Source organism: Novosphingobium sp., from assembly GCF_039595395.1.
Taxonomy (GTDB): Bacteria; Pseudomonadota; Alphaproteobacteria; order Sphingomonadales; family Sphingomonadaceae; genus Novosphingobium.
This window is the reverse complement of record NZ_JBCNLP010000001.1, coordinates 2110189-2136100: the sequence shown is the minus strand read 5'-3', so window position 1 is coordinate 2136100 and position 25912 is coordinate 2110189. Positions and strand designations below refer to the sequence as shown.

Annotated in this window: 20 protein-coding genes and 1 pseudogene; 7 read left to right on the top strand and 14 right to left on the bottom strand. The window is 64.4% G+C overall.

Annotation, left to right across the window (positions count from 1 at the left end; translation table 11 throughout):
* Nucleotides 1–11: 11 nt before the first annotated feature.
* Complete coding sequence (locus tag ABDW49_RS09900) at nucleotides 12–2078, top strand: glycoside hydrolase family 97 protein (protein ID WP_343611563.1); 2067 nt, start codon at nucleotides 12–14, stop codon at nucleotides 2076–2078.
* A 198-nt stretch (nucleotides 2079–2276) separates the two neighbouring features.
* The gene (locus ABDW49_RS09895; protein WP_343611562.1) at nucleotides 2277–4583 is read left to right on the top strand and encodes a TonB-dependent receptor; all 2307 of its coding nucleotides are present in this window, start codon (nucleotides 2277–2279) and stop codon (nucleotides 4581–4583) included.
* A 41-nt stretch (nucleotides 4584–4624) separates the two neighbouring features.
* Here ABDW49_RS09895 and ABDW49_RS09890 read toward each other — a convergent pair whose 3' ends face one another.
* Nucleotides 4625–5269 (bottom strand): TetR/AcrR family transcriptional regulator, encoded by a 645-nt coding sequence (locus tag ABDW49_RS09890; protein WP_343611560.1) that lies wholly within the window; start codon nucleotides 5267–5269, stop codon nucleotides 4625–4627.
* 99 nt (nucleotides 5270–5368) lie between these two features.
* On the opposite strand from ABDW49_RS09890, the gene ABDW49_RS09885 reads away from it, so the two are divergent.
* On the top strand, nucleotides 5369–6631 hold the full coding sequence (locus ABDW49_RS09885) for an MFS transporter (protein ID WP_343614226.1): 1263 nt from the start codon (nucleotides 5369–5371) through the stop codon (nucleotides 6629–6631).
* Here ABDW49_RS09885 and ABDW49_RS09880 read toward each other — a convergent pair.
* The 3 genes from ABDW49_RS09880 to ABDW49_RS09870 all read right to left on the bottom strand — a co-directional run bounded on the left by ABDW49_RS09880 (nucleotide 6628) and on the right by ABDW49_RS09870 (nucleotide 10338).
* Nucleotides 6628–7248 (bottom strand): AbiEi antitoxin N-terminal domain-containing protein, encoded by a 621-nt coding sequence (locus ABDW49_RS09880; RefSeq protein WP_343611558.1) that lies wholly within the window; start codon nucleotides 7246–7248, stop codon nucleotides 6628–6630. The genes ABDW49_RS09885 and ABDW49_RS09880 overlap by 4 nt on opposite strands.
* A 90-nt stretch (nucleotides 7249–7338) precedes the next feature.
* Nucleotides 7339–8373 (bottom strand): diguanylate cyclase, encoded by a 1035-nt coding sequence (locus tag ABDW49_RS09875; RefSeq protein WP_343611556.1) that lies wholly within the window; start codon nucleotides 8371–8373, stop codon nucleotides 7339–7341.
* 213 nt (nucleotides 8374–8586) lie between these two features.
* Entirely contained in the window at nucleotides 8587–10338 is a 1752-nt protein-coding gene (locus ABDW49_RS09870; protein WP_343614224.1) for an aspartyl protease family protein, read from the bottom strand.
* Between the two features lie 208 nt (nucleotides 10339–10546).
* Between ABDW49_RS09870 and ABDW49_RS09865 the strand changes: the two genes are divergently transcribed.
* Nucleotides 10547–11614, top strand: coding sequence for a LacI family DNA-binding transcriptional regulator (locus ABDW49_RS09865; RefSeq protein ID WP_343614222.1), 1068 nt, complete (start codon nucleotides 10547–10549; stop codon nucleotides 11612–11614).
* Between the two features lie 17 nt (nucleotides 11615–11631).
* Here ABDW49_RS09865 and ABDW49_RS09860 read toward each other — a convergent pair whose 3' ends face one another.
* The 5 genes from ABDW49_RS09860 to ABDW49_RS09840 form a co-directional block, all read right to left on the bottom strand.
* Nucleotides 11632–13044, bottom strand: coding sequence for a sugar porter family MFS transporter (locus tag ABDW49_RS09860; RefSeq protein WP_343611554.1), 1413 nt, complete (start codon nucleotides 13042–13044; stop codon nucleotides 11632–11634).
* 24 nt (nucleotides 13045–13068) lie between these two features.
* Nucleotides 13069–13938: an SMP-30/gluconolactonase/LRE family protein gene (locus ABDW49_RS09855; RefSeq protein WP_343611553.1), complete on the bottom strand. Its 870-nt coding sequence runs from the start codon at nucleotides 13936–13938 to the stop codon at nucleotides 13069–13071.
* Nucleotides 13929–14693, bottom strand: coding sequence for an SDR family oxidoreductase (locus ABDW49_RS09850; protein ID WP_343611551.1), 765 nt, complete (start codon nucleotides 14691–14693; stop codon nucleotides 13929–13931). Before ABDW49_RS09850 ends, ABDW49_RS09855 begins: the two co-directional genes overlap by 10 nt.
* Entirely contained in the window at nucleotides 14690–15826 is a 1137-nt protein-coding gene (locus ABDW49_RS09845; protein WP_343611549.1) for a fumarylacetoacetate hydrolase family protein, read from the bottom strand. Before ABDW49_RS09845 ends, ABDW49_RS09850 begins: the two co-directional genes overlap by 4 nt.
* A 123-nt stretch (nucleotides 15827–15949) precedes the next feature.
* Nucleotides 15950–16405 (bottom strand): Lrp/AsnC family transcriptional regulator, encoded by a 456-nt coding sequence (locus ABDW49_RS09840; protein WP_343611548.1) that lies wholly within the window; start codon nucleotides 16403–16405, stop codon nucleotides 15950–15952.
* Nucleotides 16406–16517: 112 nt separating this feature from the next.
* Between ABDW49_RS09840 and phhA the strand changes: the two genes are divergently transcribed.
* The 3 genes and pseudogenes from phhA (at nucleotide 16518) to ABDW49_RS09825 (ending at nucleotide 18799) form a co-directional block, all read left to right on the top strand.
* Nucleotides 16518–17405 carry a phenylalanine 4-monooxygenase gene (gene phhA, locus ABDW49_RS09835; RefSeq protein ID WP_343611547.1) on the top strand — a complete coding sequence of 296 codons (888 nt, stop codon included), beginning with the start codon at nucleotides 16518–16520 and terminating at the stop codon, nucleotides 17403–17405.
* A pseudogene (gene hppD, locus ABDW49_RS09830) lies at nucleotides 17395–18443 on the top strand (4-hydroxyphenylpyruvate dioxygenase). Before phhA ends, hppD begins: the two are co-directional and overlap by 11 nt.
* A 65-nt stretch (nucleotides 18444–18508) precedes the next feature.
* The gene (locus ABDW49_RS09825) at nucleotides 18509–18799 is read left to right on the top strand and encodes a 4a-hydroxytetrahydrobiopterin dehydratase (RefSeq protein WP_343611546.1); all 291 of its coding nucleotides are present in this window, start codon (nucleotides 18509–18511) and stop codon (nucleotides 18797–18799) included.
* 2 nt (nucleotides 18800–18801) lie between these two features.
* Here ABDW49_RS09825 and ABDW49_RS09820 read toward each other — a convergent pair whose 3' ends face one another.
* The 5 genes from ABDW49_RS09820 to ABDW49_RS09800 are packed head-to-tail and all read right to left on the bottom strand — an operon-like array spanning nucleotide 18802 to nucleotide 25912.
* The gene (locus ABDW49_RS09820) at nucleotides 18802–19161 is read right to left on the bottom strand and encodes a Rieske (2Fe-2S) protein (RefSeq protein WP_343611544.1); all 360 of its coding nucleotides are present in this window, start codon (nucleotides 19159–19161) and stop codon (nucleotides 18802–18804) included.
* A gap of 28 nt (nucleotides 19162–19189) precedes the next feature.
* Nucleotides 19190–20116 (bottom strand): ROK family protein, encoded by a 927-nt coding sequence (locus ABDW49_RS09815; protein WP_343611543.1) that lies wholly within the window; start codon nucleotides 20114–20116, stop codon nucleotides 19190–19192.
* Nucleotides 20113–23253: a glycoside hydrolase family 2 TIM barrel-domain containing protein gene (locus ABDW49_RS09810; protein WP_343611542.1), complete on the bottom strand. Its 3141-nt coding sequence runs from the start codon at nucleotides 23251–23253 to the stop codon at nucleotides 20113–20115. Before ABDW49_RS09810 ends, ABDW49_RS09815 begins: the two co-directional genes overlap by 4 nt.
* Nucleotides 23250–24611 carry a family 43 glycosylhydrolase gene (locus tag ABDW49_RS09805; protein ID WP_343611540.1) on the bottom strand — a complete coding sequence of 454 codons (1362 nt, stop codon included), beginning with the start codon at nucleotides 24609–24611 and terminating at the stop codon, nucleotides 23250–23252. The genes ABDW49_RS09810 and ABDW49_RS09805 overlap by 4 nt, the downstream gene beginning before the upstream one ends.
* A complete protein-coding gene (locus tag ABDW49_RS09800) occupies nucleotides 24608–25912 on the bottom strand; it encodes a sugar porter family MFS transporter (protein WP_343611539.1) in 1305 nt (434 codons plus the stop codon). The genes ABDW49_RS09805 and ABDW49_RS09800 overlap by 4 nt, the downstream gene beginning before the upstream one ends.

The window sequence follows — 25912 nt, the reverse complement described above, 5'->3', positions numbered from 1 at the left end:
GAGCCCCCCTCATGCCTCGCCTGCTCCCAGCCTTCGCCGCCGCGCTCACTCTGGCCGCCACGGCTCACGCCCAGCCCGTGCCTGCAACCGCCAGCGCAGCCTCCCCGGACGGCAACATCGTCCTGACCGTCTCGACCGACAATGACCAGCGTGCAAAGTGGTCGCTGACCAACAAGGGCAAATTGCTGGTGGCGCCTTCGGGGCTGGGCTTTATCCTCACCGATGGCGTCAATATGACGCGCGGCTGGACGATCACCGGCAGCGAGATCCGCGACCAGGACGACACATGGGAGCAGCCCTGGGGCGAGCGCCGCTTTGTACGCGATCATTATCGCGAGCTGATCGTCCACTTCAAGCAGGACAAGGATCATCACGAAAGGCTGATGAATGTCCGCTTCCGGCTGTTCGACAATGGCATCGGCCTGCGCTATGAAATCCCCGAGCAGGCAGCCTTCAAGACGATGCATATCGCCGATGAACTGACCGAGTTCTCCATCGCCCCCAGGGGCACGGCCTGGTGGATCACCGGCGGCGAGTGGAACCGCTATGAGCAGGTCTATCAGAAGACCCCCATCGATGGCGTCGCCACGGCCCACACGCCGATCACCATGCGTCTGGACGATGGCACGCATCTGGCCATCCATGAGGCGGCGCTGGTCGATTATTCGGCCATGTGGCTCAAGCGCGAGGATGGGCAGACGTTCCGTTCCACCCTCTCGCCCTCCAGCCATGAGGCGCGGGTGACGCGCGATCTGCCCTTCAACACGCCATGGCGCACGATGCGCATTGCGCCCGATGCGGCAGGTCTGGTCGAAAACGATCTGGAGCTGAACCTCAACGAACCCAGCAAGGTTCCCGACATCAAGGCATGGTTCAAGCCGCAGAAGTACATCGGCATCTGGTGGGGCATGATCCGGGGCGACTGGACCTGGGCGACCGGCCCCAGGCATGGCGCCACCACCGCGCGCACCAAGCAATATATCGATTTCGCGGCGAAGAACGGCTTTTCGGGCGTGCTGGTGGAAGGCTGGGACAAGGGCTGGGATGGCAACTGGTTCGGCACCGGCTGGGATTTCAGCTACACCCAGTCCACGCCCGATTTCGATCTGAAGGCGATCACCGCCTATGCCGCGCAAAAGCATGTCCAGCTGATCGGCCATCATGAAACCGGTGGCAACATCGCCAATTACGAGGCCCAGCTTGACGACGCGATGAAGCTCTACAGCGGGCTGGGCGTTCATATGGTCAAGACCGGCTATGTCGCCGATGCGGGCGGCGTACAGGCGCCGGGCGATGGCCCCAACCTCGGCCCCGACAATGTCCGCATGGAGTATCATGACGGCCAGCGTCAGGTGGAGCATCACCTGAAGGTCGTGGAAACGGCGGCCAAGTACCATATCGCCATCGACGCGCATGAGCCGGTGAAGGACACCGGTCTGCGCCGCACCTGGCCCAATTGGGTGGCGCGTGAGGGCGCGCGCGGCATGGAATACAACGCATGGGGGCCCTTCGCCAACGGTCCTAGCCATGAGCCGACACTGGTCTACACCCGCATGCTCTCGGGCCCGATGGACTTTACCCCCGGCATTCTGAGCCTTGAGGGCCACGATCATGCGCCGCTGGCCTCCACTTTGGCCAAGCAGTTGGGGCTCTATCTGGCGCTCTATTCGCCGATCCAGATGGCGGCTGACTTTATCGAGAACCTCGAAGCCCATCCCAAGGAGCTGGCCTTTATCCGTCAGGTGCCCGCCGACTGGTCGGAAAGCCATCTGATCGCCGGTGAGGTCGGCGACTATGCCATCTTCGCGCGCAAGGATCGCAATTCCTCGGATTGGTATGTCGGCGGCGTCAACGATGCCACGGCGCGCACGCTGGACCTGTCGTTCGATTTCCTCGACGCCGGGAAAAGCTACACCGCCACCATCTACAAGGATGGCGAGGGCGCGACCTATCTGACCGACGCCCGCCACAAGATCGCCTACGAAACCCGCGTGGTGAAGAAGGGCGACAAGCTCTCGCTGTGGCTGGCGCCTGGTGGCGGCGCGGCAATCCGCCTCGCACCTGCGGGCGGCAAGTAACAGCCTGAAAATCGGCGCCGTTGCGGGAATTTAGTCCCCGCAGCGGCGCTGAACATACCTGCCCTGCGTTGCCATATCGCTACGATTTGGTGCGCTGCACCCGCTTAGATGCATTTCAAAGTTGAATCCCGGTTCACCTTTCAATATTGTCCCCCTCACGACGCTGGCGCACCAAGATCGCCGCGCGAGGAGAGGACCATGGCACTGACCGCACGCAGCAGCTTCCGCCCGATTTGCGCCTTCCTGCTCTCATCCGTTGCGCTGGGGGCTCTGCCCTCGGCGGCTTCGGCAGCCGATGCGCCCCCGACCGCCAAGCCCGACAATGACGAGATCATCGTCACCGCCCGCCGCCGCTCCGAAACGCTGTCATCGGTGCCGATCGCCATCTCGGCCTTTTCGGGCGACCAACTGGCCGCGCAAGGCGCCGGAGACATCACCGCTCTGGCCGACGAAGTGCCCAACGTCACGCTGGAGCCCTCGCGCGGCACCAACTCCACGCTTTCTGCCTTTATCCGCGGCGTGGGCCAGCAGGACCCGGTCTCGGGCTTCGAGCAGGGCGTGGGCATCTATCTCGACGATGTCTATCTCAACCGCCCTCAGGCCGCCGTGCTGGACATTTACGATGTCGAGCGGGTCGAGGTGCTGCGCGGGCCGCAGGGCACGCTCTATGGCCGCAACACCATCGGCGGCGCGATCAAATATGTCACCAAGAAGCTGGACGACAAGGCGCATGTCCAGTTGCGCGGCACCTATGGCAGCTACAATCAGGCCGATGGTGTGATTACCGCCAGCACGCCGCTCGACAGCAACGGGTTGGTGCGCGTGGGCGGCTCCTTTGCACGATTGACGCGTGATGGTTTCGGCAAAAACCTGACCACCGGGCAAGGCAATTACGACAAGGACATCATCGCCGGGCGCGGCACCATCGAACTGCATGGCAGCAAGATCTTTGCCCGCATCACCGGCGATTACACCCATGACATGTCGAACCCGCGCGGTGGCCATCGCGAAATTCCGGGGCAACTGACCGGGGCGCCGGTGCTGCCCAATGTGTTCGATACGCTCTCGGGCCTCAACAGCCCGAAGCAGGATGTGAAATCATGGGGCGGCTCGATCTTCCTGGAGGCCAAGCCGATTGACGGGCTGACCCTGCGCTCGATCACCGCCTATCGCAAGGATGACTCCGCCTCGCCGATCGATTTCGATGCCAGCGCCTCGCAGGATGTCGATGTGCCTGCCTACTACCGCAACCGGCAGTTGAGCCAGGAGCTTCAGGCGCTCTATTCCAGCGGACGCTTCAACGGTATGGTGGGTTTCTATTACCTCAATGCCACGGCGCTGACCCAGTTCGATGTGCGGCTCTACACCACCGTTTCGGGGCTGACGGCCTACACCGATGCCAAGATCGTCACCGACACGATGGCCGGTTTTGCCAATTTTACCTATGACGTCACCGACCATATCAGCCTTGAGGCAGGCGGGCGCTATACATGGGACAAGCGCGGCGCCACTATCCTGCGCCAGAACTATCTGGGCGGCGGGTCACCCACCTTCGGCGGGGCGGGCATTCCCTTCGGCACGCCCAGCACCAATTTCTTCGGCAATGCGACTTACACCAAGTTTACCCCGCGCGCCTCGATCAACTGGCGGCCGGATGACAACAACACGATCTATGTCAGCTATTCGCAGGGCTTCAAGGGCGGCGGTTTCGACCCGCGCGGCGTGGGTGTGAACGCGCCTCCGGGCGTGTCCCAGGGCCAGTTCCTCAGCTTCCGGCCCGAGAAGGTCGACAATTACGAAGTGGGCGTGAAGACCCGCCTGTTCGACCGCAAGCTGGCGCTGAACCTCGCCGCCTTCCGCATGGATTACAAGGATGTGCAGATCCCCGGATCGGTGGCCTGCACGGTCGCGGGCCTGCCCAACTTCTGCGGGGTGGTCTCCAATGCGGGCAAGGCGCGGATGCAGGGCGTGGAGGCCGAGGGGCACTTCAAGATGGGCCCGCTGACGCTGAACGGATCGCTGGGCTATATCGACGCCAAATATCTGCAGTACATCACGCTGATCAACGGTGCGCCGATGGATGTCGCGGCCTATCGCAAGGTGCAGAACACGCCCGCATGGAACGGCAATGCATCGGCCACGCTGGCGCTGCCGGTGCCCAAGGGATCGCTCGATCTGACCGGCGGCATGTCGTGGAAGAGCACCACCTATCAGTTCGAGATCCCCAACCCCTATCTCGATCAGCCGGCCTATGCGCTCTTCGATGCCAGCATCGTCTATCACGCGCCGGGCGGGCGCTGGACTCTGGGCGTCTATGGCAAGAATCTGGCCGACAAGCGCTACAAGACCTCGGGCTACACCTATGTTGCGGGAGATGCGGTGACCGGGGCGCTGACCCGCAACGCGCAGGGCAATCTGATCCCGACTTTAGGCAAGGAAGGCGTGCTGACCACCTATTGGGGCAATCCGCGTCAGGTCTTTGCAACCGCAACGCTGAACTTCTGAGGAGCGCGGGCGGGGTGGCATGTGCCGCCCCGCCCGATCCGTCAGCCCTTGGGCGAGAGTCCGTCGGCGATAAAGCGCCCGGCATCGGCCAGCGCCGCCGCCGGATCGTCATCGCTCCACACGCCATAGCGCAGGCCGAGGAAGACATTGATCCCCATCAGGGCCCAGGCCCGCACCTCGGCATCGCCCTGCGCGATTTCGCCCCGTTCCATCGCCCCTTTCAACCGGGCGGCAATGCGGTTGGCGGAGTTGGTGTAATGCTCGCGATAGGAGGTCGGATCGACGAATTCGGACTCGTCGATGATGCGATAGATCTCGCGGTGAGAGCGCACGAAATCGAGATAGGCCGCCTGCCCCGCCTGCTCTGCCGCAAGCTGGTCGGGCGCTCCGGCGATGCGCGGGGCGACGAAATCGCGGACCTGCCCGGACATGTCGCGGACCAGAGCGGTGAAGATTTCTTCCTTGCTGTCGAAATAGACGTAGAAGCTGCCCGCCGAAACCCCGGCCCGCGCCGTGATCTGGCTGATCGCGGCATCGTGAAACCCCTTCTCGCCAAATTCCTGAGCGGCGGCGTTCAGCAGCGCGCGCAAGGTGCGGCGGCCGCGCTCGGTCTTGGGCACCTTGTTGGCACCGGGGATGGGGCTGGCGCTGGCGGATTTATCGTCCGATGAGGTGGCTTGCGACATGCCTGACCCGTCTTTCTAATTTGAAACATGATTCATTCTTCACTATTATGCTGCAAAATAGGTGAACACAAGATGACCGCCATATCCACGGACGACACGATGGACAGCAACCCCGAGGCCTCAGCGCGCAAAGCCCGCCCCTTGCGCCCGGCCTTTGTGCTGGCGATGCTGCTGGCGGTTTACACCTTCAACTTCATCGACCGGCAGATCCTCGGCATTCTGGCGGGGCCCATCAAGGCCGAACTGAAGCTGACCGACACGCAATTGGGCGCGCTGGGCGGCTTTGCCTTTGCGCTGCTCTATTCCACCATGGGCCTGCCGCTGGCCTGGCTGGGCGACCGCAAGGGGCGCACGCCGGTCATCGCCGCATCGCTGGCGGTGTGGAGCGGCTTTACCGCTTTGTGCGGCATGGTATCGGGCTTTGGCGCCATGTTCCTGTGCCGCCTTGGCGTGGGTGTGGGCGAGGCGGGCGGCGTTGCCCCTTCCTATGCGTTGATCTCCGACTGCTTTCCGCCCCATCGGCGAGCGCGGGCGCTGGCGATCTATTCACTGGGCATTCCGCTGGGCTCGGCGGCGGGCATTCTGCTGGGCGGCTATGTGGCGGCGGCGGTCAATTGGCGCGCAGCCTTTCTGAGCGTGGGCTTGGCGGGGCTGGTCTTTACTCCCCTCTTCGCATGGCTGGTGCGCGATCCGCAACGCCCCACCGCCAGCCAGGCCCCTGCCCTGCGCGACGTGCTGGTCATCCTTGCCGCCAAGCGCAGCTTCTGGCTGCTCAGCTTCGGCGCGGCCTCCAGTTCGATGATGGGCTATGGCATGGCCTTCTGGCTGCCCTCGCTGATGCGGCGGTCTTTCGGGCTGGGGCTGGTGGAAACCTCGCAGTTCTTCGGCCTGCTGCTGCTGATCGGCGGCACGGCGGGCGTGCTGGCAGGCGGCGTGCTGGCTGACTGGCTGGGCGGGCGTAACAAGGCGGCCTTCGCCTGGCTGCCTGCCTTCGCCTATCTGATCGGTGTGCCGCTGTTCGTCGGCGGGCTCTATTCCGGCTCGGGAGGCGCTGCCTTCTGGTGGTTCCTGCTGCCTCAGGCGCTGGTCTATCTCTGGCTGGCGCCGGTGATCACCGCAGTGCAGCATCTGGTTCCGGCCCCGATGCGCGGCACCGCCTCGGCCAGCTTTCTGCTGATCAACAATCTGATCGGTGTGGGGCTCGGCTCGCTCAGCATCGGCAAGCTGTCCGATTTGCTGACGCCCACTTTCGGCAATGACGCCCTGCGCCATGCCATTCTGGCGGGGCTGGGCTTCTATCTGCTGGCCGCCGTGCTGATGCTGGCAGGCGGGCGGTATCTGGCGCGCGAGTGGATGGACTAAGCGCGAAGCAGCGCGCTGTCGAGATAGGGGCGCATGATCGTCCAGACGCTGCCCGCGCGCGCATTGCGCTCAAGTACCTCAAGGCTGACCTTGCGCTCGCGCACGGCCCGGCGCAGCGCCTCGACCGCCGTGGCGCGCGCCACCAGACGGGGGTGGCGGAACACATCGGCCAGCGTCTTGGCCAGACCATAGACCGGCACATTCACCCCGCCGATAGCGTGATGCTCCACCCCCTGCCGCAGATAGGGTTCGGCAAAGCGCAGGATCCGCAAGGGCGGACAGCTTGGTCCCGGCGCCCAGTCATGCGGGCCCAGTGCCATCCAGACGCGCGGATGCTCTTCATCGACCAGCCCATGAAACGCCAGTGCGGAGACCATCGTGACGATCCCCTTGGGCACCCGCATCGAGGCCACCGCCAGAGCATGATGCCGCGCCACATCGACCCGGCAGCGCTGATAGAGCCCGCGCGACACGCGCTCGATTTCGCCATCCTCCACCGCGCGCGCGATGGCGGCGGGGGTGATGCCGGCATCCTTCAATTCGCTGGCCCGCATGACATTGCGCGGCCCGAAAAGCGCCAGCAACCGATTGCGTTGAGAGTGTTCGATCGAGGGCATAATCCTATCCTCTGACAAATGTCATGTGTATCAGAGGGGACCTTGCCAACCCCGGCTCAGGCCCTAGGCGAATTGCCGGAGGCGGGCTCCTCAGGCCGCATGACTGGCACCGTTCGCCCTGTCGCGCCGCATTTTTTTGTCAACATACATAGCTCCGTCAGCCTGCTGGAGCGCTTGCTCCGGAGTCGTCTCATGCGGGTCGGCCAGAATGATGCCAAAGCTGGCGCCGGGGTAGTCGATGGTGCAGCAATCGAGCGCGAATTGCCCCTGAATCAGCGGCGCCAGACGGCGGCGCATGGCGCTGGTCAGTCGGCGCGCATCCTGATCGACCACCGGCCCCAGCCCGACCAGCACGAACTCATCGCCGCCAAGCCGCGCCAGCAAATCGCTGCTGCGCATGCCTCTGGTCAGACGCTGGCCGATGGCGACCAGAAACGCGTCGCCCGCCTCATGGCCATAAGTGTCGTTGATCTGCTTGAAACCGTCGAGGTCGATAAAGGCGATCAGCACCTTGCGCCCCTCGCGCTGGGCCAGACCGAACAGACGGCGCAGCTCCTGAAGGATAAAGCGGCGGTTGGGCAGGCCGGTCAGCGGATCGGTGAAGGAAAAGGCCTCCAACTGGCGATTGGCGTCCTGCAACCGCTCGAGCAGATGCTCGCGCTGGATATGCTGCCCGATCAGCGAGCCGAACAGCGAGAGAACCTGCCGCCCTTCCTCATTGATCGGCTTGCGCTCGGTGCTGGCGGCGCAGAGCGTGCCGAAGATCGATCCGTCCTCCAGACGGACCGGCGTCGTCACATAGGTGTTGATGCCAAGCGCCCTGGCCGCCTCTGAATCGCCCCAGCAGCCTGCCACATCATCGGTGAAGACCCGCCCCTCATCCAGCGCGCGCTTGCACAGCGTGTCTGCCCAGGGCACCGAAAGCCCTTCCGGGATCTGCATCGTGCTGGTGTTGCGGGCAAAGAGGATGCTCTGCACCCCCGCTTCCTCATCGATATGGGTGAGATAGGTGCTCTCCAGCCCGGTCACCCGTTCCAGCAGGGTGAGCAGGGGGCGAGTCAATTCCTCGGTGGTTTGCGCTTTGGTCAGCGTTTCGGAGATCTGGCCCAGCAATGCTTTTGGCATGGCATCTTCCCGGCATGGCGAAGGAAACATGATTGCGCCGGGCGATGCGACCACGCCCGGAACTCGATGCGGATTTTAGCGTAACTCTCTTGTTATTTCAAACAATTGCCTCAGTATTTTTCCTTGCCGGTCATTGCGTTTACCATCGCATCACGCGCAAAACTTGCCTTATCGGCAGGCTGTGGAGGCTCCATATCCACCATCCGCCGGCCCTCAGGACGTCAGGCCATAGCGCCCGGCCAGTTCCGCAATCCCCGGATTGATCGCCTTGGCAGCGGCGATCTCGGCCTCGCCCTTTTGGGCCTGCCCCTGGCGCAGATAGGCCAGCCCCAGCCCGTAATGCGCCCAGGCCGAGCGAGACAGCATGGAGAGCGCTTTCTCATAGCTCGCCTGCGCCTCGCCATTGTGGCCCTGCCTCAACTGCACCAGACCCAGCGTGCTGTAGAACACCCCCTGATCCTTGTTCGCGCGGATCGCCCGGTTGCAATCGCTCAGCGCGCCATCGAGCTGCTCATTGGCAAGGCCGCGCGCCCAGCAGCGGGCATTGAGAACATCGGGCAGATCCGCATCCTCGGCATGCAGGCGGATCCAGTCATCCAGCAGCGGCAGCGCCTCTGCGGGCCGCTCCATAGCGACGTAAAAGCTCGCCAGCACCCGCGTGCGCGCCGAGCCTGCGGGGGCCAGTTTGCGCGCGGCCTCGATATCCTGCTCGGCGGCGGCCTTGTCCTTGCGGGCGTAACGGATGCGGGCGCGCAGTAGCAGGGCATCGATGTTCTGGTCATCGAGCCGGATCGCCGCGCCCAGATCGTCCATCGCCTCATCGGGTTTGCGCGCGGCAAGGCGTGTGCGAGCGCGCGTCAGGCGATAGGCGGCCACATCGGGCGCCTCAGCGATCGCGGCATCCAGATCGGCATTGGCCTGCGCGATTTCCCCTCGCGATAGATGCCCCTGCCCGCGCAGCGCGTAATCGGCGGCGCTCAGCTTGGCGCCGTCATCTTTGGCGGGCGCCGCCGTGCCGGCCGGCGCCTTGCCAAAGGTGAACATGCGGCCACCGTTGTAGGTGAAATAGATCTTGTGCTGGCTGTTGGCGATATAAACGTGATGGGCCAGAAAGAAGTCGATGCCCAGCAGCATGTCGGGCGCATCGCTGCCCTCCCCGAAATCGCCGTCGATCACCAGCATCTTGTTGTGCTGGATGGTCTCGGTGCCGATGGCATAGGTGTCGACCGGCAGGATCCAGCTCTTGCGGCTCTGCCCGCCCACGCCGCGTGTGACCAGGCCACCTCCGGCGTCGGCCTTGCTCATATCGAGCCCGACGCGCTCCGCAGCCCTTCGCGAGATCTCCGTGGCCTGCGCCCCGGTATCGAGCAGGGCCCGCACCGGGCGGCCGTTGATCATCACATCCACGAAGCTGCGGCGATCACTCTCCTTCTCCGCATGATGCAGCTCGGCGGTCTGGAACTGGCCGTCCTTGGCCCAATAGGCCATGGCCAGACTGCCGCAGCCCGAGGGCCTGAACAGCTTGAACTGCCCATTGGCCAGATCGATATCGGCATCGAACACATCGATCAGATTGGCGCCGATCACCCCCATGCCCGTATCGGAGCCGCCAACCAGAAACGTCATGTCGTGCAGCGTCACCCCCAGCAGGCCCAGATCCTTGACCCTTGTCAGATCGACCGAGGTGCTGCCGCCGACCCCGCTCATGCGCATGCCGAAAGGGGCACCTTCCCGCTTGAGCCCCAGCGCCTCGACATTGGCGCGGGCCAGCGTGCCGTAAGTCGCCCCGGTATCGAGCATGAAGCGCGTTTCCTTGCCGTTCACACCGACCATGGTGGTGGCGCGCTGCCCCACGACCTCAACCTGCATCATACCGTAATTGACCACCTTGCAATCGGCCCAGGCAAGCGAAGGCAGGGCGCAACAGACAATCGACAGAGCACCGGCAGCAACACGGGGTGACATCTTCACGCTCAGACCTTTCGTGATGGTCCAGGCTTTGGAGAAAAGCCCGATCGCGCAAGATTTATATAGGAATTTTATACAATCAAGCCGATTTTGGCATCTTGCCAAAACCTCCGCTTTCCAGGCTGAAGCACCCCCGTTTTGGGCAAGGCAGGCTTTTCCCCGCGCCGATCTTGCATTTGCCCTTCAGCGAGGGTTTATGACAGCCATGATCAAGCCCCGCTCCCGCAGCCAGCGCAATGCTCCCACGATTGCCGATGTCGCCAGCCATGCCGGGGTCTCCCCGATGACGGTGTCGCGCGTGATCAATGAGGGCTCGATGGTGCGGGCCAGCACACGCGAGAAGGTGGAGGCCGCGATTGCCGCGCTCAATTACGCCCCCTCGGCCGCCGCGCGGCAATTGGCGGGCGGCGACGACACACGCATCGCGCTGGTCTATTCCAACCCTTCCTCGGCCTATCTGTCGGAATTTCTGATGGGCAGCCTCGATCGCGCGGGCAGCCTCAATGTCACCCTCACCGTCGAGCGTTTCGATGAGGATGCCGATCTGGCCGATCTGATGGCCCGCATGCAGCGCGGACGGCTGAACGGCGTGCTGCTGCCCCCGCCGCTTTGCGAGAACGAGCCGATGCTCGCCGCGCTGCGCAAGGAGGGGCTGGCTGTGGTCGCCGTGGCGGCGGGCGTGCCCCGCCCCGATGTCGCCTCGGTCGGCATCGACGACTTCCATGCCGCCGAGAGCATGACCAGCCACTTGATCGCGCTGGGCCATCGCCGCATCGGTTTCATCAAGGGCAACCCCGATCAGAGCGCCAGCGAAAGGCGCCATAAGGGCTATCTCTCCGCACTGGAGCAGGCGGGGATCTCGCCCGATCCTTCGCTCGTGGCGCAGGGCTATTTCACCTATCGCTCGGGGCTGGAGGCGGCAGGGACCATTCTGGACGCCCATGACGCCCCCACCGCGATCTTCGCCAGCAATGACGATATGGCCGCAGCCACGGTCGCCACCGCCCATGCGCGGCAGCTCGATGTCCCCCGTGACCTGACCGTCTGCGGTTTCGACGATACGCCGATGGCCACCACCATCTGGCCCGAACTGACCACCATCCGCCAGCCCATCAGCGAGATGGCGCGCGCCGCGATGGACCTGCTGGCCGGGACGATCCGGGGCAAAGCCGCTCAGGGCGGCGTCCGCCATGACCAGCTCGACTATACGCTGATCCAGCGCCAGTCGGATGCGAAGCCCCGGCGCCGCGCAAAGAAAACGGGCGGTCTGTAAGACCGCCCGCTCTCCATTCAGCCTTCCATATCTTCCAGCTCTCGCCCTCTGGTTTCATGCACCAGGGCGCGCACGAAGAAGAACGACAATCCGGCAAAGCAGGCATAGCCCACATAGGCGCCCGCCAGACCCGGCGACACCACCAGCGCGGGGAAGCTGACCGAGATCGCCGCATTGGCGATCCACTGCGCGAAGCCGGACACCGCCAGGCCCGAGCCACGGATCTGGTTGGGGAACATCTCGCCCAGCATCACCCACATGATCGGGCCCCAGCTCATGTTGAAGAACAGCGTGTAGAGATTGGCGGCAACCAGCGCGATCATCCCATGGTTGCCCGGCAGCGCCATCGCGCCATCGACACCCTGCGTCGCGGTCGAAAAGGCCCAGGCCACGGTGCCGAGCGTGACAGTCATGCCCGCCGAGCCGATCAGCAGCAGCGGCTTGCGCCCGATGCGGTCAACCAGCGCCAAGGTCGCCAGACAGCCACCGATCGAGACCACGCCCGAGATGATGTTGATCTGCAGCGCGTCGCCTTCCGAGAAGCCCACCGCCTGCCACAGGGTGGCGCCGTAATAGAACACCACATTGATGCCGACGAACTGCTGGAACACGGCAAGGCCGATGCCCGTCCACACGATCTTGCGAATACGGCCCGTCGAAGGGTCCTTCAGATCGGCCAGCGAGGGACGATGATGGTCAGCAGCAAGGCTCTGGCGGATTTCCACCAGCTTGCGCGCGGCGGCAGCGGCACCCAGCAGGCGGGCCAGCACGCTCTGCGCTTCACCTTCACGACCGACGGCCACCAGGAAGCGCGGGCTTTCCGGAATACCCAGCAGCGCGAGGAAATAGATCGCGGCGGGCAGCGCCTGCAGCCAGAACATCCAGCGCCATGCCGGTTGCCCAGCCCAGAGGATCGCCGTCGAACCGCCCGCATAATGGGCCAGCACATAGTTGACCACGAAAGCGCCCGTCAGGCCGCTGATGATCATCACCTGCTGCACGCTGGAGAGGCGGCCTCGCACGCTGGCAGGCACCACCTCGGAGATATAGACCGGCGAGATCACCGAGGCCGCGCCCACGCCCAGCCCGCCAATGATGCGCGCAAAGATGAAGATCGCCGACGATCCGGCCGCCCCCGCCAGCAGAGCACTGACCAGAAACAACACAGCGGCCGCCTTCATCACGCCGCGTCGCCCGATGCGATCAGCCAGACGCCCGGCGCTGAAGGCACCGATCGAGCTGCCGACCAGAATGGCGCCGACATTGATGCCAATGCCCACCTTGCCCAGGTCGAAAGCGGCCTCCAGCCCCTTTTGCGTGCCATTGATCACGCCGGAGTCATAGCCGAACATAAAGCCGCCAATGGTCGCCACCGCCACAATCGCGGCGATGAAGCCCATATTGGCTTTCTCTTGATCCTTATCCTGCATCCCCAACCCTCTCGTTTTATTCATTTACACGCGGGCGACATGGCCTTCCAACCCGGCCACGCCCGCATCGAAGGCAAAGAGCGCACCTGCCAGAGGCTGCGCCGCAAGCTGAGCTTCGCTCAGCCCCTTGGACGCCGTGGTCGCGTAAGCGGTGCGCAGATCGCTGCCCCCAAAGGCAACCTTGGTGATGTTGGCCACCGGCATGGGGATGGTGGCGATCAGCCGCCCGCTCGGATCGTAGCGCCGCACCGCCCAGCCCGCGAAAAGACCGACCCACAGGCAGCCCTCGGCATCGACGGTGGGGCCATCGGGATAGCCCGCGCCATCCTCGATGTCCGCGAAAAGGCGCGTGGCGGTCACCTTGCCATTCTCCACGCTGCTGGCCCAGATTTTGCGGCCCAGCGTGTCATGATGGTAAAGCGTGGCGCCATCGGGCGAGAAAGCCGGGCCATTGGTGATGCTGACGGGCGGCAGACCGGTGTCGGCACAGATGCCGCCATGCAGGCGCCAGATGCGCCCGGTGTCGTCCTGCTCAGCATCGTCCATCGAGCCGAACCAGATCGCGCCATCCGCCGCCACCGTCGCATCGTTGAGACGATTGCCGGGTCGGCCAGCCTCGGGCGCATGGATCAGCTCGCAGCGGCCCGAGGCCGGATCGAAGCGATGCACGCCGGACTGCAGCCCGGCGATCATCCCGCCTTCCGAAGATGGCAGCACCCAGCCCACCTGAGCGGGAACATCCCAGCTCTGCTTGGCACCGGTCGACGGATCGAAGCGATGGATCGCGGGCGCCTTGATGTCGACGAACCACAGCGCCGCCTCACGCGCGACCCAGACAGGTCCCTCGCCCAAGGTGGCGCCCAGTTCCCAGACGGGCTCGGGGCTCAGCGCCATCCGGCGTCGACCCAATAGTTGTGGCCGGTGATCAGACGCGCGTCGTCCGAAGCCAGGAACAGCGCCAGCGCCGCGACATCGGCGGGCAGCAGGCGCCCGTCCATGCATTGCGCGGCGACGATTTCGGCCTCGCCCTCGGGCGTGTACCATTGCTCCTGACGCGGGGTCTTCACATTGCCCGGAATGATGGCCGTGACGCGGATGTTCTCGCGGCCGAGTTCGCGCGCCAGACCCCGTGTCATACCTTCGATGGCGGCCTTGGCGGTCTCGTAGAGCACCAGATCGGCCAGGCCCAGATGCCAACTGATCGACCCCAGATTGATGATCGCACCGCCACCCGCGCGCTTCATCGCCGGTGCGGCAGCCTGCGCCACAAAGAACTGATGGCGCAGATTGACCGCCATGCGCTCGTCCCAATAGGCGGGCGTCACATCGGCCACGCTGTGACGATCGTCATTGGCGGCGTTGTTGATGACGATGTCGATGCCGCCCAACTCCGCCTCGACCTGCGCCATCATCGCCTGAACGGCTTCGACGTCACGCAGATCGCAGCGGTGGAAATGAGGCTGGAAGGCGGCATCCGCGCCAAGGCGCTTTGCCACCGTCTCGCCAGCTTCCTGAGCGATATCGCAGAAAGCGACATGCGCGCCCTGCGCCACGAAGGCTTCGACGAAACCCTCACCGATGCCGCTGGCGCCGCCGCTGATGAAGACGCGCTTGCCCTTCAGGCTGGGATAAAGAGCCCGGTTGCTCATGCTTCTGCCTTCACCTTGAGCAGGCCGCGCTGGGCCAGATTGGCGTAAAGTGCCGCGATGCCCTGGGTCCAGGGCGCGGCATCGCGCGAGGTGACCACCGTGTTGACCAGACGGCCCAGACGCGGCGTGGCAATCGAGACCACATCGCCCACCTTATGGGTGAACCCCCGGCCCGGATCATCACGATCCTGCACGGGCGCGAAGAGCGTGCCGAGGAACAGCACGAAGCCATCGGGATACTGATGCTCGCTCAGCGTCTGGCGCACCAGATCGAGCGGGTCGCGGCTGATCTGGTTCATCGAGGAATGGCCTTCGAGCTTGTAACCCTCGGGACCGTCGATCACCAGTTCGACCTCGGCATTGCGGACGTCGTCGATGGTGAAGCCATCGTCGAACAGGCGCACCAGCGGGCCGACCGAGCAGGAGGCGTTGTTGTCCTTCGCCTTACCCAGCAGCAGCGCGCTGCGCCCCTCGATGTCACGCAGATTGACGTCATTGCCCAGCGTGGCGCCGACAGCTTCGCCGGCGGCATTAACCAGCAGCACGACCTCGGGCTCGGGGTTGTTCCAGGTGGAGTCCGAACGCACACCGACATCGGCCAGAGCGCCGACCGTGGCCAGCACCGGCGCCTTGGTGAAGACCTCGGCGTAAGGCCCGATGGCGACTTCCAGATATTGCGACCACAGGCCATCGGCCAGCAGCAGTTCCTTGAGCGCCTCGGCCTCGGCCGAACCGGGGACCACGCTGCGGATCGAGCCGCCCACGCGGGCCTCGATACGGGCGCGGATTTCCTGAGCCTTGCCCGCGTCACCGCGCGCGCGCTCCTCGATCACCCGCTCCAGCGTGGAAGTGGCGAAGGTCACACCCGCCGCCTTGACGCATTGCAGGTCGATCGGGCTGAGCAGCGGCAGGTCCAGCGTATCGAGCGAACCCAGGATCACGCCACCGGCAGCCGAGAGCGGCAGATGCTCGACCAGTTGCGAGACGGTCGGGGCGACATGCGACATGTCATAAACTTCGCCGCCGACCACCAGAATGGGGCTCGGCCCCTGCGCGGTCTGGACACGGCCAAGGAAGGTTCCCTCCCGCCAGTCAGACGGCAACAGGTCACCGATGGAAATGGTCTTGGCCAACTTTTCTCTCCCGGACGCTTTGTGTGATGGCCATTCGTGGTGACCATAAAGTGATAGCGCTATCATTTCCGTCCGAACGCGCGATTGTCAAGCGATTCCGCTCAAGATTGTCCACATCCGCGATCACGACAAAGGCAGGGCGGTGGTATATTTGGTGGTCGACAACGCAAAGTGCGACGAGGCCGACCCCACCGCCGGATGCTCCAGCAGGGTACGCATCAGAAATTTCTCGTAATCGGCCACATCGGCCACGGCGATGCGCAGCATGTAATCCCACTCACCCGACATGGAGTAGCACTCGATCACTTCGGGGCGGCCTTTCAGAAAATCCTCGAAAGGCTTGCGCACCTCCTGAGCATGGTTGCGCACGCGGATGTTGCAGAAAACATTGACCGCCAGCCCGATCTGCTCGGGATCGACCAGACGCACAGTGGCGGTCAGGATGCCCGCCGCCTCCAGCGCCTTGATCCGCCGCCAGCAGGAGGCTGCCGAGGCCCCCACCCGCTCCCCCAGATCGGCATGGCTGAGCGAGGCGTCGCGCTGCAGGATCTCGACGATTCGTTTGTCGATCGCGTCCATTCGAAAACTCCATCTCGCGAAACGAGCCAGTTCGCGAATTTCATTTCACCATGCCGCGTTTCTGCCCCCATTTTGAAACGCAATCAATCCGGCTCTGTGAGACAGTCGCGTCATGGCCAACGACACCCTCGCCAGACCCGCCTGCGCCGCGGATGACTGGACGGTTCCGCAGGAGTGGGACCGCTATGGCGCGGATGAGCATGCCATGTGGGACCGCCTGTTCGAGCGTCAGGCCCGCCTGCTGCCTGGTCGCGTGGCTCCCGCCTTTATCGACGGGCTGGATGTGCTTCGCCTGTCCAAGCCGGGCATTCCCGATTTTGCCGAACTCAATGCGCGGCTGATGGATGCCACGGGCTGGCAGGTGGTGGCGGTGCCGGGGCTGGTGCCGGATGACGTGTTCTTCGACCATCTGGCCAACCGCCGCTTTGTCGCCGGGCGCTTTATCCGCAAGCCCGACCAGATCGACTATCTGGAAGAGCCCGACATCTTTCACGATGTCTTCGGCCATGTGCCCCTGCTCGCCAATCCGGTCTTTGCCGACTATATGGCGGCCTATGGGCGCGGCGGGCAGCGCGCCGCCGGGCTGGGCGCCATCGAGAGGCTGGCGCGGCTCTATTGGTACACGGTCGAGTTCGGCCTGATGCGCGGACCCGAAGGCCTGCAGATCTATGGCGCGGGGATCGTGTCCTCCTTCAGCGAGACGCTGTTCGCGCTGGACGATCCCTCGCCCAACCGCATCGGTTTCGACCTCAAGCGGCTGATGCGCACCAACTATCGCATCGACGACTTCCAGCAGAGCTATTTTGTGATCGACAGTTTCGAGGATCTGCTGCGCCAGACCATCGAGACCGACTTCGCCCCGCTTTACGCAGAGCTTCACGGCACGCCCGATCTGGCAGTCGATGCCATCGAGCCTGACGACCGGATCTATCATCGTGGCACGCAGCATTATGCGCGCTCCCGCCCATCCCAGACAGGGAATCCCCATCATGAGCCATGACAATCCCCTCGGCCTCGACGGCTTTGCCTTTTGCGAATTCACCTCGCCCGAACCCGAGGTGATGGAGCGCCAATTGCGGCAACTGGGCTTCACGCTGGCGGCGGAGCATGATGCGGGCCGGCTGCGGCTCTATCGGCAGGGGCGGATCGCCTTTGTGGTGAACACCCTGCCCGCAGGACAGGCCGCGGAGTTCCGCAAGCTGCACGGCCCCTCGGCCAATGGCATGGCCTTTCGTGTGGCCGACGCGGCCAAGGCGCATGGGCTGGCGCTGGAGCGCGGCGCCACCGACGCCGACACCTCGACCTCCGCCCTGCCCGGCGCCAAGGCGCTGGAAGGCATCGGCGGGTCATTGCTCTATCTGGTGGAGGGTGATCCCTTTGCCGACTGGGATCAGGTGCCCGGCTGGCAGGAAGCCACGCAGCACAACAGCGTCGGGCTCGATCTGCTGGACCATCTGACGCATAATGTGAAACGCGGTCAGATGCGCGTGTGGTCCGCCTTTTATGCGAAACTCTTCGGCTTCGAGGAGCAGAAGTATTTCGACATCGAGGGCAAGCTCACCGGCCTGTTCAGCCAGGCGATGACCGCGCCCTGCGGCAAGATCCGCATCCCGATCAACGAGAGCCAGGACGACAAGAGCCCAGATCGAGGAATTCATCCGCGAATACCACGGCGAGGGCATCCAGCACATCGCCCTGACCACCGACGACATCTACGACACCGTGCGCAAGCTGCGCGCCAACGGCGTGAACCTTCAGGACACGACCCGACACCTACTACGAGCTGGTCGACACCCGCGTCGCCGGGCATGGCGAGCCGCTCGAGCAACTGCGCGAACTGAACCTCCTGATCGACGGCGCCCCGGGCGACGACGGCATCCTGCTGCAGATCTTCACCGAGAACGTGATCGGCCCGATCTTCTTCGAGATCATCCAGCGCAAGGGCAACCAGGGCTTCGGCGAGGGCAATTTCAAGGCCCTGTTCGAATCCATCGAGCTCGACCAGATCCGCCGCGGCGTTATTACCGTCGACGTCTAAGGATGGATCGGACTGCTGGGTGGCGCGTTCTCCCCTCACGCGCCGCCCGGCAGACAGGAGAGTGAATGATGATCCAGCCCCTGAATGACAAGGAGCTGCAGGCCGCGCTGACCGCCCTGCCGCAATGGACCCATGATGCCGGGCGCAAGGCGCTCCACCGCCGCATCGTGACCAGCGATTTTGCCGAAGCCCTCGCCCTGATGGTCCGCATCGGTGTGCAGGCCGACAAACGCGACCATCATCCCGAATGGGCCAATGTCTACAACAAGCTCGATATCTGGCTGACGACCCATGATGCCAAGGGCATTTCGCAGCGCGATGTCGAACTGGCGCAGGTGATCGATACAATCGCCTGATTTCAGGCGGTGATCAGAACTCCTTCGCTCACCGCCACCGGCCAGCTTTCCAGGAAGCGCCCCACACAGGGCCCGCCGACACATTCCCCATCCTCGATGCGGAACAGCGCGCCATGCCACTGGCAGGCGATCATGCTGCCATCAGGCGTGAGGTAACCATCAAGCTCCTGCGTCAGCGGCAAGCCCGCATGCGGGCAGCGGTCGACATAGCCATACACCGCATCCCCCTGCCTGACGACAAAGCCATGAAACCGCCCGGCCTTCATCTGGATGACGATGTTGCGGGCCCTGCCCCGTGCCACCATGTCGATGGGCCCCAGTTTGATGCCTGCCGGGGTGGAGAAAAGCCGCTCATCCTGCATCGTGCGGTGATGGCATCTTCCCCTGCCCTCAACAACCCCCATCCTGGGCCGGAACGGAGGCTCCCCCGGTCAGCGCCAGTTCCGCAAGCGCCAGCGCCCCCAGCGGCCCGGCATCGCTGCCCAGAGCGGCCGGAACGATCATCGCGCCGATCTCCGCATCATCGAGCGAGGGCAGATAGCCACCCAGCTTCGCGGCGATCCGCGCCTTTGCCATCGCCAGCAGATGAGGCCGCCCCAGTCCCACACCGCCACCGATCACGATCCGCTCGCAGGCGAGTGTGAGCATCAGCGCCGCGATCCCCTCGGCCAGAGCATCGGCCACCGGCAGCCATGCTGGATGGTCCTGTGGCAGCACATCCGCCGTCATACCCGTGCGCGCGGCAATGGCCGGGCCAGAGGCAAGACCCTCAAGACAATCGCCATGAAAGAGGCAGACCCCGGCGAAATCGTCGCCGGGCAGGCGCGGCACACGCAGATGTCCGGCTTCGGGATGCATACGCCCCGTCACCGGCCGCCCACCGGCAATGATGCCCATGCCGACCCCCGTGCCCACGGTGATATAGACCAGATCCTCTAGCCCGCGCGCTGCCCCCCAACGCTGCTCGGCCAAGGCTGCGGCGGTGACATCGGTGTGAAGCGCCACCGGCCCCGGCATCGCTCCGGACAGCACGCCGAGAATATCCGCGCCCGACCAGCCCGCCTTGGGCGTGGGCAGCATATGGCCCCGCACCACATGCCGCGCGCCCAGAGCAATCGGCCCGAAGCTGGCGATACCCAGCGCCTCGGGCTGATATTGCCGATGCCAAACGCGCAGTTGATCCGCGACCGCGCCCAGCGTCTCGTCCGGGGTGGTGGTGGGGAAAGCGATCCGTTCAAGGATCTCCCGCTCGCGCCCGATCACCGCAATGGTCTTGGTACCGCCCAGTTCGACACCGGCACGAAGGCCGCCGCTCATGGTGTTACACCCTCCGGGTGCAGGGTGAAGCTGAAACGGCGCTCGCTTGGCGCGATGCGATAGGGTGCGAGCGGCTGGCCGTGATAGTCCCAGGTGGTGTCACCCCCCAGCCCCATCTGCGCCGCATCGACCAGCAGAGTGACATGGTCGCGGGGCACGATATCGCTGCTCTTGGCCTCACCGATGGGACGGCGGCGCAGGTCTTCGTATGGGAAAGCCAGCACATTCATCGTCAGCGGCGTGGGGCCGCCAACACGCAGGCCCGGACCGCCGCCGGAGAGTGCCATCCAGCGCACATCGGTCTTGGTGCCGGTGTCCTGCGGACGGATGAAATCGTGATACTGGTCGGCGATGGCGCCGCTCCAGATGCCGATCATCGCGCCACTCTTGCGGTCGGCATAGCTTTCGTGAGGGCCTCGGCCATACCATTGCACAGTCTGGAAACGGCTGGGCATGGCGAAGGACATGCCGATCCGCATCGGATCGGGCAGGCCGGATTTCAGTGGCATAAAATGGCTTTCCACCGCCACGCTGCCGTCGCCCATCATGGTGTAGCGCGTTTCGAATCGCGCCGCGCCCTCGCCGAGGCCATAGCGGATGGTGATGCTCTGCCCCTTTTGCTCGACGGCCTCCACCTTGCGGCTTTGGGACATGGCCTCCCATGGCGCGGCGGCCTGGGCAGTGCCGGTGCCCAGATCATTGTCGGTGGGCATCCGGAAAAAGTTGGGCGCGCCCCCGGACAGCACCGCTGCGCCCTTGACGCTATAGCTGGCGATCAGTCCGGTGCCGCGGTCGACAGAGAGTGTCGCCCCTGCTGCGGAGAGGGTGAGCGCCTTTGCGACAACAGGCCCCTTGGGTGGCAGGGGAAGTACCGGGACGATCTGACCATAGGCGAACTGATCCCATCCCACGACATGATCGGCAGGCTCATAGGCCGGGTGTGCAGCGGCATCGTAAGCTCGGATCGTGATCAGATACTCCGCGCCTGGCTTGCGGTCGACCTTGGGCAGGTTCAGCGCGAAACTCTCGGTGCCGCGAGCCGGGGTCTTCAGCGACGGGACCGCGCCATGGGCGATGCTCACGCCATCCTGCGTGACCTCCCAGTCGAAGCGATAGTCCGACAGATCGCGGAAATCGTTGCGGTTGGTGACGGTAAAGCGCCCCGCCGCCGCATCCGGCGCGCTGAACTGCACCGGCGCATAGACCTTGGCCACTTCGAACAGTTGCGGGTTGGGTGTGCGGTCCGATTGCAGCAGGCCGTCGCCGAACTCCACATCGCCGCCCGGATTGGGGCCATATTCGCCGCCATCGCCCCAATAGCGACGCCCGTCCCTGGTATAGCGATACATGGATTGCTCGACCCAATCCCAGATAAAGCCGCCCTGCAGACGATCGGGATGGGCATAGATCGCGTCCCAGTCATCCTTGAAGCCGCCGCCCGAATTGCCCTGCATATGGGCATATTCGCATTGGATCATCGGCTGCCTGAACTCGGTGTGCTTCGCGTAATCCAGCATCTGCGCGATGGAGTGATACATCGGCGCATAGATATCGGCATAGGCATTGGGGCGATGATCCTGCGTCGCCGTATGGCCGAGGAAGGAGATCAGGCGGGTCGGGTCCATGGCGCGAGCGGCGGCGGCGGCCTTCTCGAAGGTGGGGCCGATGCCGCTCTCATTGCCCAGCGACCAGAAGATGATCGAGGGGTGGTTCTTGTCTCGCGCGACCATATTGGTGACGCGCGAGACATGCGCGGCCTCCCATGCCGGATCGTAGCCCAGCAGATAGGCTGCCCGCTTGTCCGGATGCTTGTTGGCGGCGGAGAGGTAGCCGTGGCTCTCGATGTTGGCCTCATCCATCACATAGAGGCCAAGCTCGTCCGCCAGCACGTAGAGGCGCTCGTCATTGGGGTAATGCGAGGTGCGCAGGGCATTGATGTTGTTGAGCTTCATCAACTCCAGATCGCGGCGCATCGAGGCTTCGGAGATGACGTGGAAGGTTTCCGGATCATGCTCGTGACGGTTGACGCCGCGAATGGTGATCGGCTTGCCGTTGACGGTGACCAGCCCGTTGGCAATCGCCACGGTGCGGAAACCGATGCGCTGGGCGCTGGCCTGCACCACCTGTCCCCTGGCGTCGACCAGTTCCAGCAGCAGCGTGTAGAGGTTGGGCGTTTCAGCGCTCCAGCTGCGGATGGCGGGCAGGCTGGCGGTGATGGCCTGCTTGTCGCCTTGCACCGGGGTGGAGCGGGTGAACAGGGTGGTCTCGCCATCCTTGACGCTGGCGCGGATGCTCATGTTTTTCGCTGCGGCGGTGGTCTGGAGGGCGATGTCCAGCGTACCGTCGCGATAGTCGTTGGCAAGGCCAGCCTTGACGAAAAAATCGGCGATGCGCGCACGCGGCTGGGCGATCAGATAAACCGAACGCTCGATCCCCGAGACGCGCCAAAAATCCTGATCCTCAATATAGCTGCCGTCAGACCAGCGATAGACCTGGATCGAGACGCTGTTCGCACCGGGACGCAGGAAACGGGAGATGTCGAATTCGGAAGGAAGCTTGCTGTCCTCGCTGTAACCCACCTTCTGGCCATTGACCCAGACGTAATAGGCCGATCCCGCCGCGCCGATATGCAGCACCACATCGCTGCTCTTCCAGTCGCCGGGCACGGTGAAATCGCGACGGTAGGAGCCGACCGGATTGGTGGCATGCGGGATCAACGGGCGGTTGGCCGGGAACGGATAGGTGATGTTGTTGTAGCGCGGCTGGTCATAGCCTTCGGCTTGCCAGTCGGCGGGAACCTTGATCTCCTTCCAGCCCGAGACATCGAAGTCGCTCTTGAAAAAGCCCTGAGGCGTGGCATCGGCCGAGGGCGAAAAGACGAATTTCCACAGCCCATCGAGCGACTGGTAGCGTGCCGAGGCCGCCATCTTGCCGTCCAGCGCCTGCCGGGCGCTTTCATAGAGGAAGGCGGTGGCGCGGGCGGGCATCTTGCCAATGGCGAAGACCGCCGGGTTCTCCCAATCCGGGCGGCTGGCATCGACCTGCGGCTGGACCGGCAGCGGCACATCCGGCGATCCGGCCATGGCAGCGGTGCTGCACAGCAGGAAAGGCAGGACGGACAGGGCACGGCGCTTCATGGGAAAGTCCATTCCAGAATGCTGGGAGTGTTGTCGAAGGTCAGCCGCACAAAGCGGGCCTTGGCGATGGCGGGGATGGCGATGGGCGAACCGCTGGCGGTCATGGCGCCGCCGATGTTGCGCCAATGCTCCGCATCATCCGATGCCTGAACGGTGAAGCGCAACGGCTGGCTTGGGCGTGAAGGGCGCAATTGGCTGGCGCCGATGCCGCGGGATGCACCAAGGTCGGCCTGAAGCCATGAGGTCCCCCCCGGCGCCGGCTGCCAGCCGGTGGCGTAATTGTCATCCGCCGCCTTGCCTGCCGCATGAAGCGGGTCTTGGGCGGATGAGGCCGTGAGGCGCACAGTGCGCCCCGTGATGCGATGCGCGGCGGTGCCGGGCACATCGGCGCCTTCATGGGTAGGCGTCACTGGCAGCATGCGGTCGCCCGCGATGGTCAGCGCGTCCACCGCGACCTGACGAAGCACCTCGTCACCCTCGCGCGGGAAAGGCAGGGCCTGGCGGTGGTAGAGGATAAAGTCGCGCCCGCCCTCGCGGAAGATGGCGTGATGGCCGGGGCTGATAATCTGGCTCGCCGCATCGGTGGCCAGCAGCGGCTTGTCCTCCGGCTCGTGGAAGGGGCCAAAGGGGGTGTCGCCCACGGCATAGCGGACCTGATAGGTGTCCTTGGTGGTGTTGCCCCAGCTTGAGGTCAGAAAATAGCGCCCGTTCCGCTTGAGCATAAAGGGGCCTTCGAAATAATGCTCGGGCGTGATGTCGCGGACTTCGCCATCGAAACTCACCATATCGGGCTTCAGCTTCACCACGAAGCAGTGGCCGTTGACCCAGTTCAGGCCCGACCCCCAGTAGAGATAGGCCTGCCCGTCATCGTCGATAAAGGCCTCGGCATCGATCATATGGAAACCAGGGCGGAAATTACGCGGGATCAGCGGCTTGCCGCCATTGGCGTCACGCCATGGGCCGGCGGGATGATCTGCGGTGCCAACCCAGACCTCATTGCCGACCGAGACATACATCCAGAAATGCCCGTCACGCCCCCGCACCACCGATGGCGCCCAGACGCCGGAATTGCCCGAGGTGGGGCTGGTGGCCGCCGCTTTGGTGGGCCAATTGGGTGTGGTGAAGGTCCAGTCGCGGAAATTGTGCGAGCGCCACAGGCCAAGGGTGCCCTCCCCCCATGGGTCGATGGTGGCGTAGATAAACCACTCGCCCTTGTCGTGGACGATGGAGGGATCGGCGAAATAGCCGGGCAGCAGCGGATTGCGCGCATGGGCCGCAAAGGCGTCGGGGTTGGGCGCCGGCGCAGCGAGTGCCGCACTGGAAAGGCCCAGCAACAGGGCGGTCGCCAGCCGGATCACAGGCCAGTCCCCAAAGCTTCGAGCGAACGGCGCTTGGTTTCGGGGAAGAACAGCAGCACCACCACGAACTGCGCCGCCATGCAGGCCGCGAAGAAGATGAAAGGCAGGCCCTTCATATGCTGGGCCACCAGCGGGAAAGCCGTGGCGATCACCGCATCCATGAACCAGTGGGTGGATGAGCCGAGGCTCTGGCCGCGCGCACGCACATCGCTGGGGAAGATCTCGCTGATATAGACCCAGATCACCGCGCCCTGGCTGAAGGCGAAGAAGGCGATGAACATGATAAGCAGCGGCAGCAGCAGTTCCTGATGCGTGTTCGACATGAACACCGCCGCCACACCGGCCAGCGCGATGGTGACACCCACAGCGCCCACCAGCAGCAGCGTCTTGCGCCCGAAGCGGTCGATCACGGTCAGGGCCAGCGCGGTGAACAGCAGGTTGCAGGCGCCGATCACAATGGCCTGACGGTCTGCGGACACGCTGTCGAAACCGGCGGCGGCAAAGATGTTGTTGAGGTAATAGAGGATCGCATTGATCCCCGAGAACTGGTTGAAGGAGGCAATGCCAAAGGCCAGCAGGATCGGGCGGCGATGGCGGGCCCAGCTCAGGCGCGGGGCGGCGGTGGCCGCCTCTGCACGGGCGTAGCTGGCCACTTCGGCATCGGGGTCGGAACTGCCCAGCGATTGAAGCACGTCGCGCGCCTCACCGGTGCGCCCCTTGGCGGTCAGCCAGCGCGGGCTGTCGGGGATGGTGAACATCATGACCAGCAGCACCAGCGCCGGAATGCCTGTGACGGCAAATTTCACATGCCAGTCCAGCGCGCCCAGCGCCAGCGAGGTCACCACCGCATTGCTGAGATAAGCCACCAGAATGCCAAGCACGACATTGAGCTGGAAGGCCCCCACCAGCATGCCGCGCTTATCTGTCGGCGCGATCTCGGCGATATAGACCGGGGCCAACACCGAGGACGCGCCGACCGCCAGCCCCGCCAACACGCGGAAAAAGATCAGCGATCCCAAATTCCACGCAAAAAAGCAGCCCAGCGCCGAAGCCAGATAGAGCATGGCGATAAAGATGAGCGAGGTGCGGGCGCCATAACGGTCACCCGGCACACCCGCCAGCAGCGCTCCGGCCAGCGTGCCCCACAGCGCGCTGGACACGGTGATGCCCAGCCCCGCCGCATCGAGCGAAAAGGCGGCACGAATGCCCTCCGTCGTACCCGCGATCACGGCCGTATCGAAGCCGAACAGCAGGCCGGCGAGCGCGCCCACCGCCACGCCCCGGATTAGCAGTGCATTCAT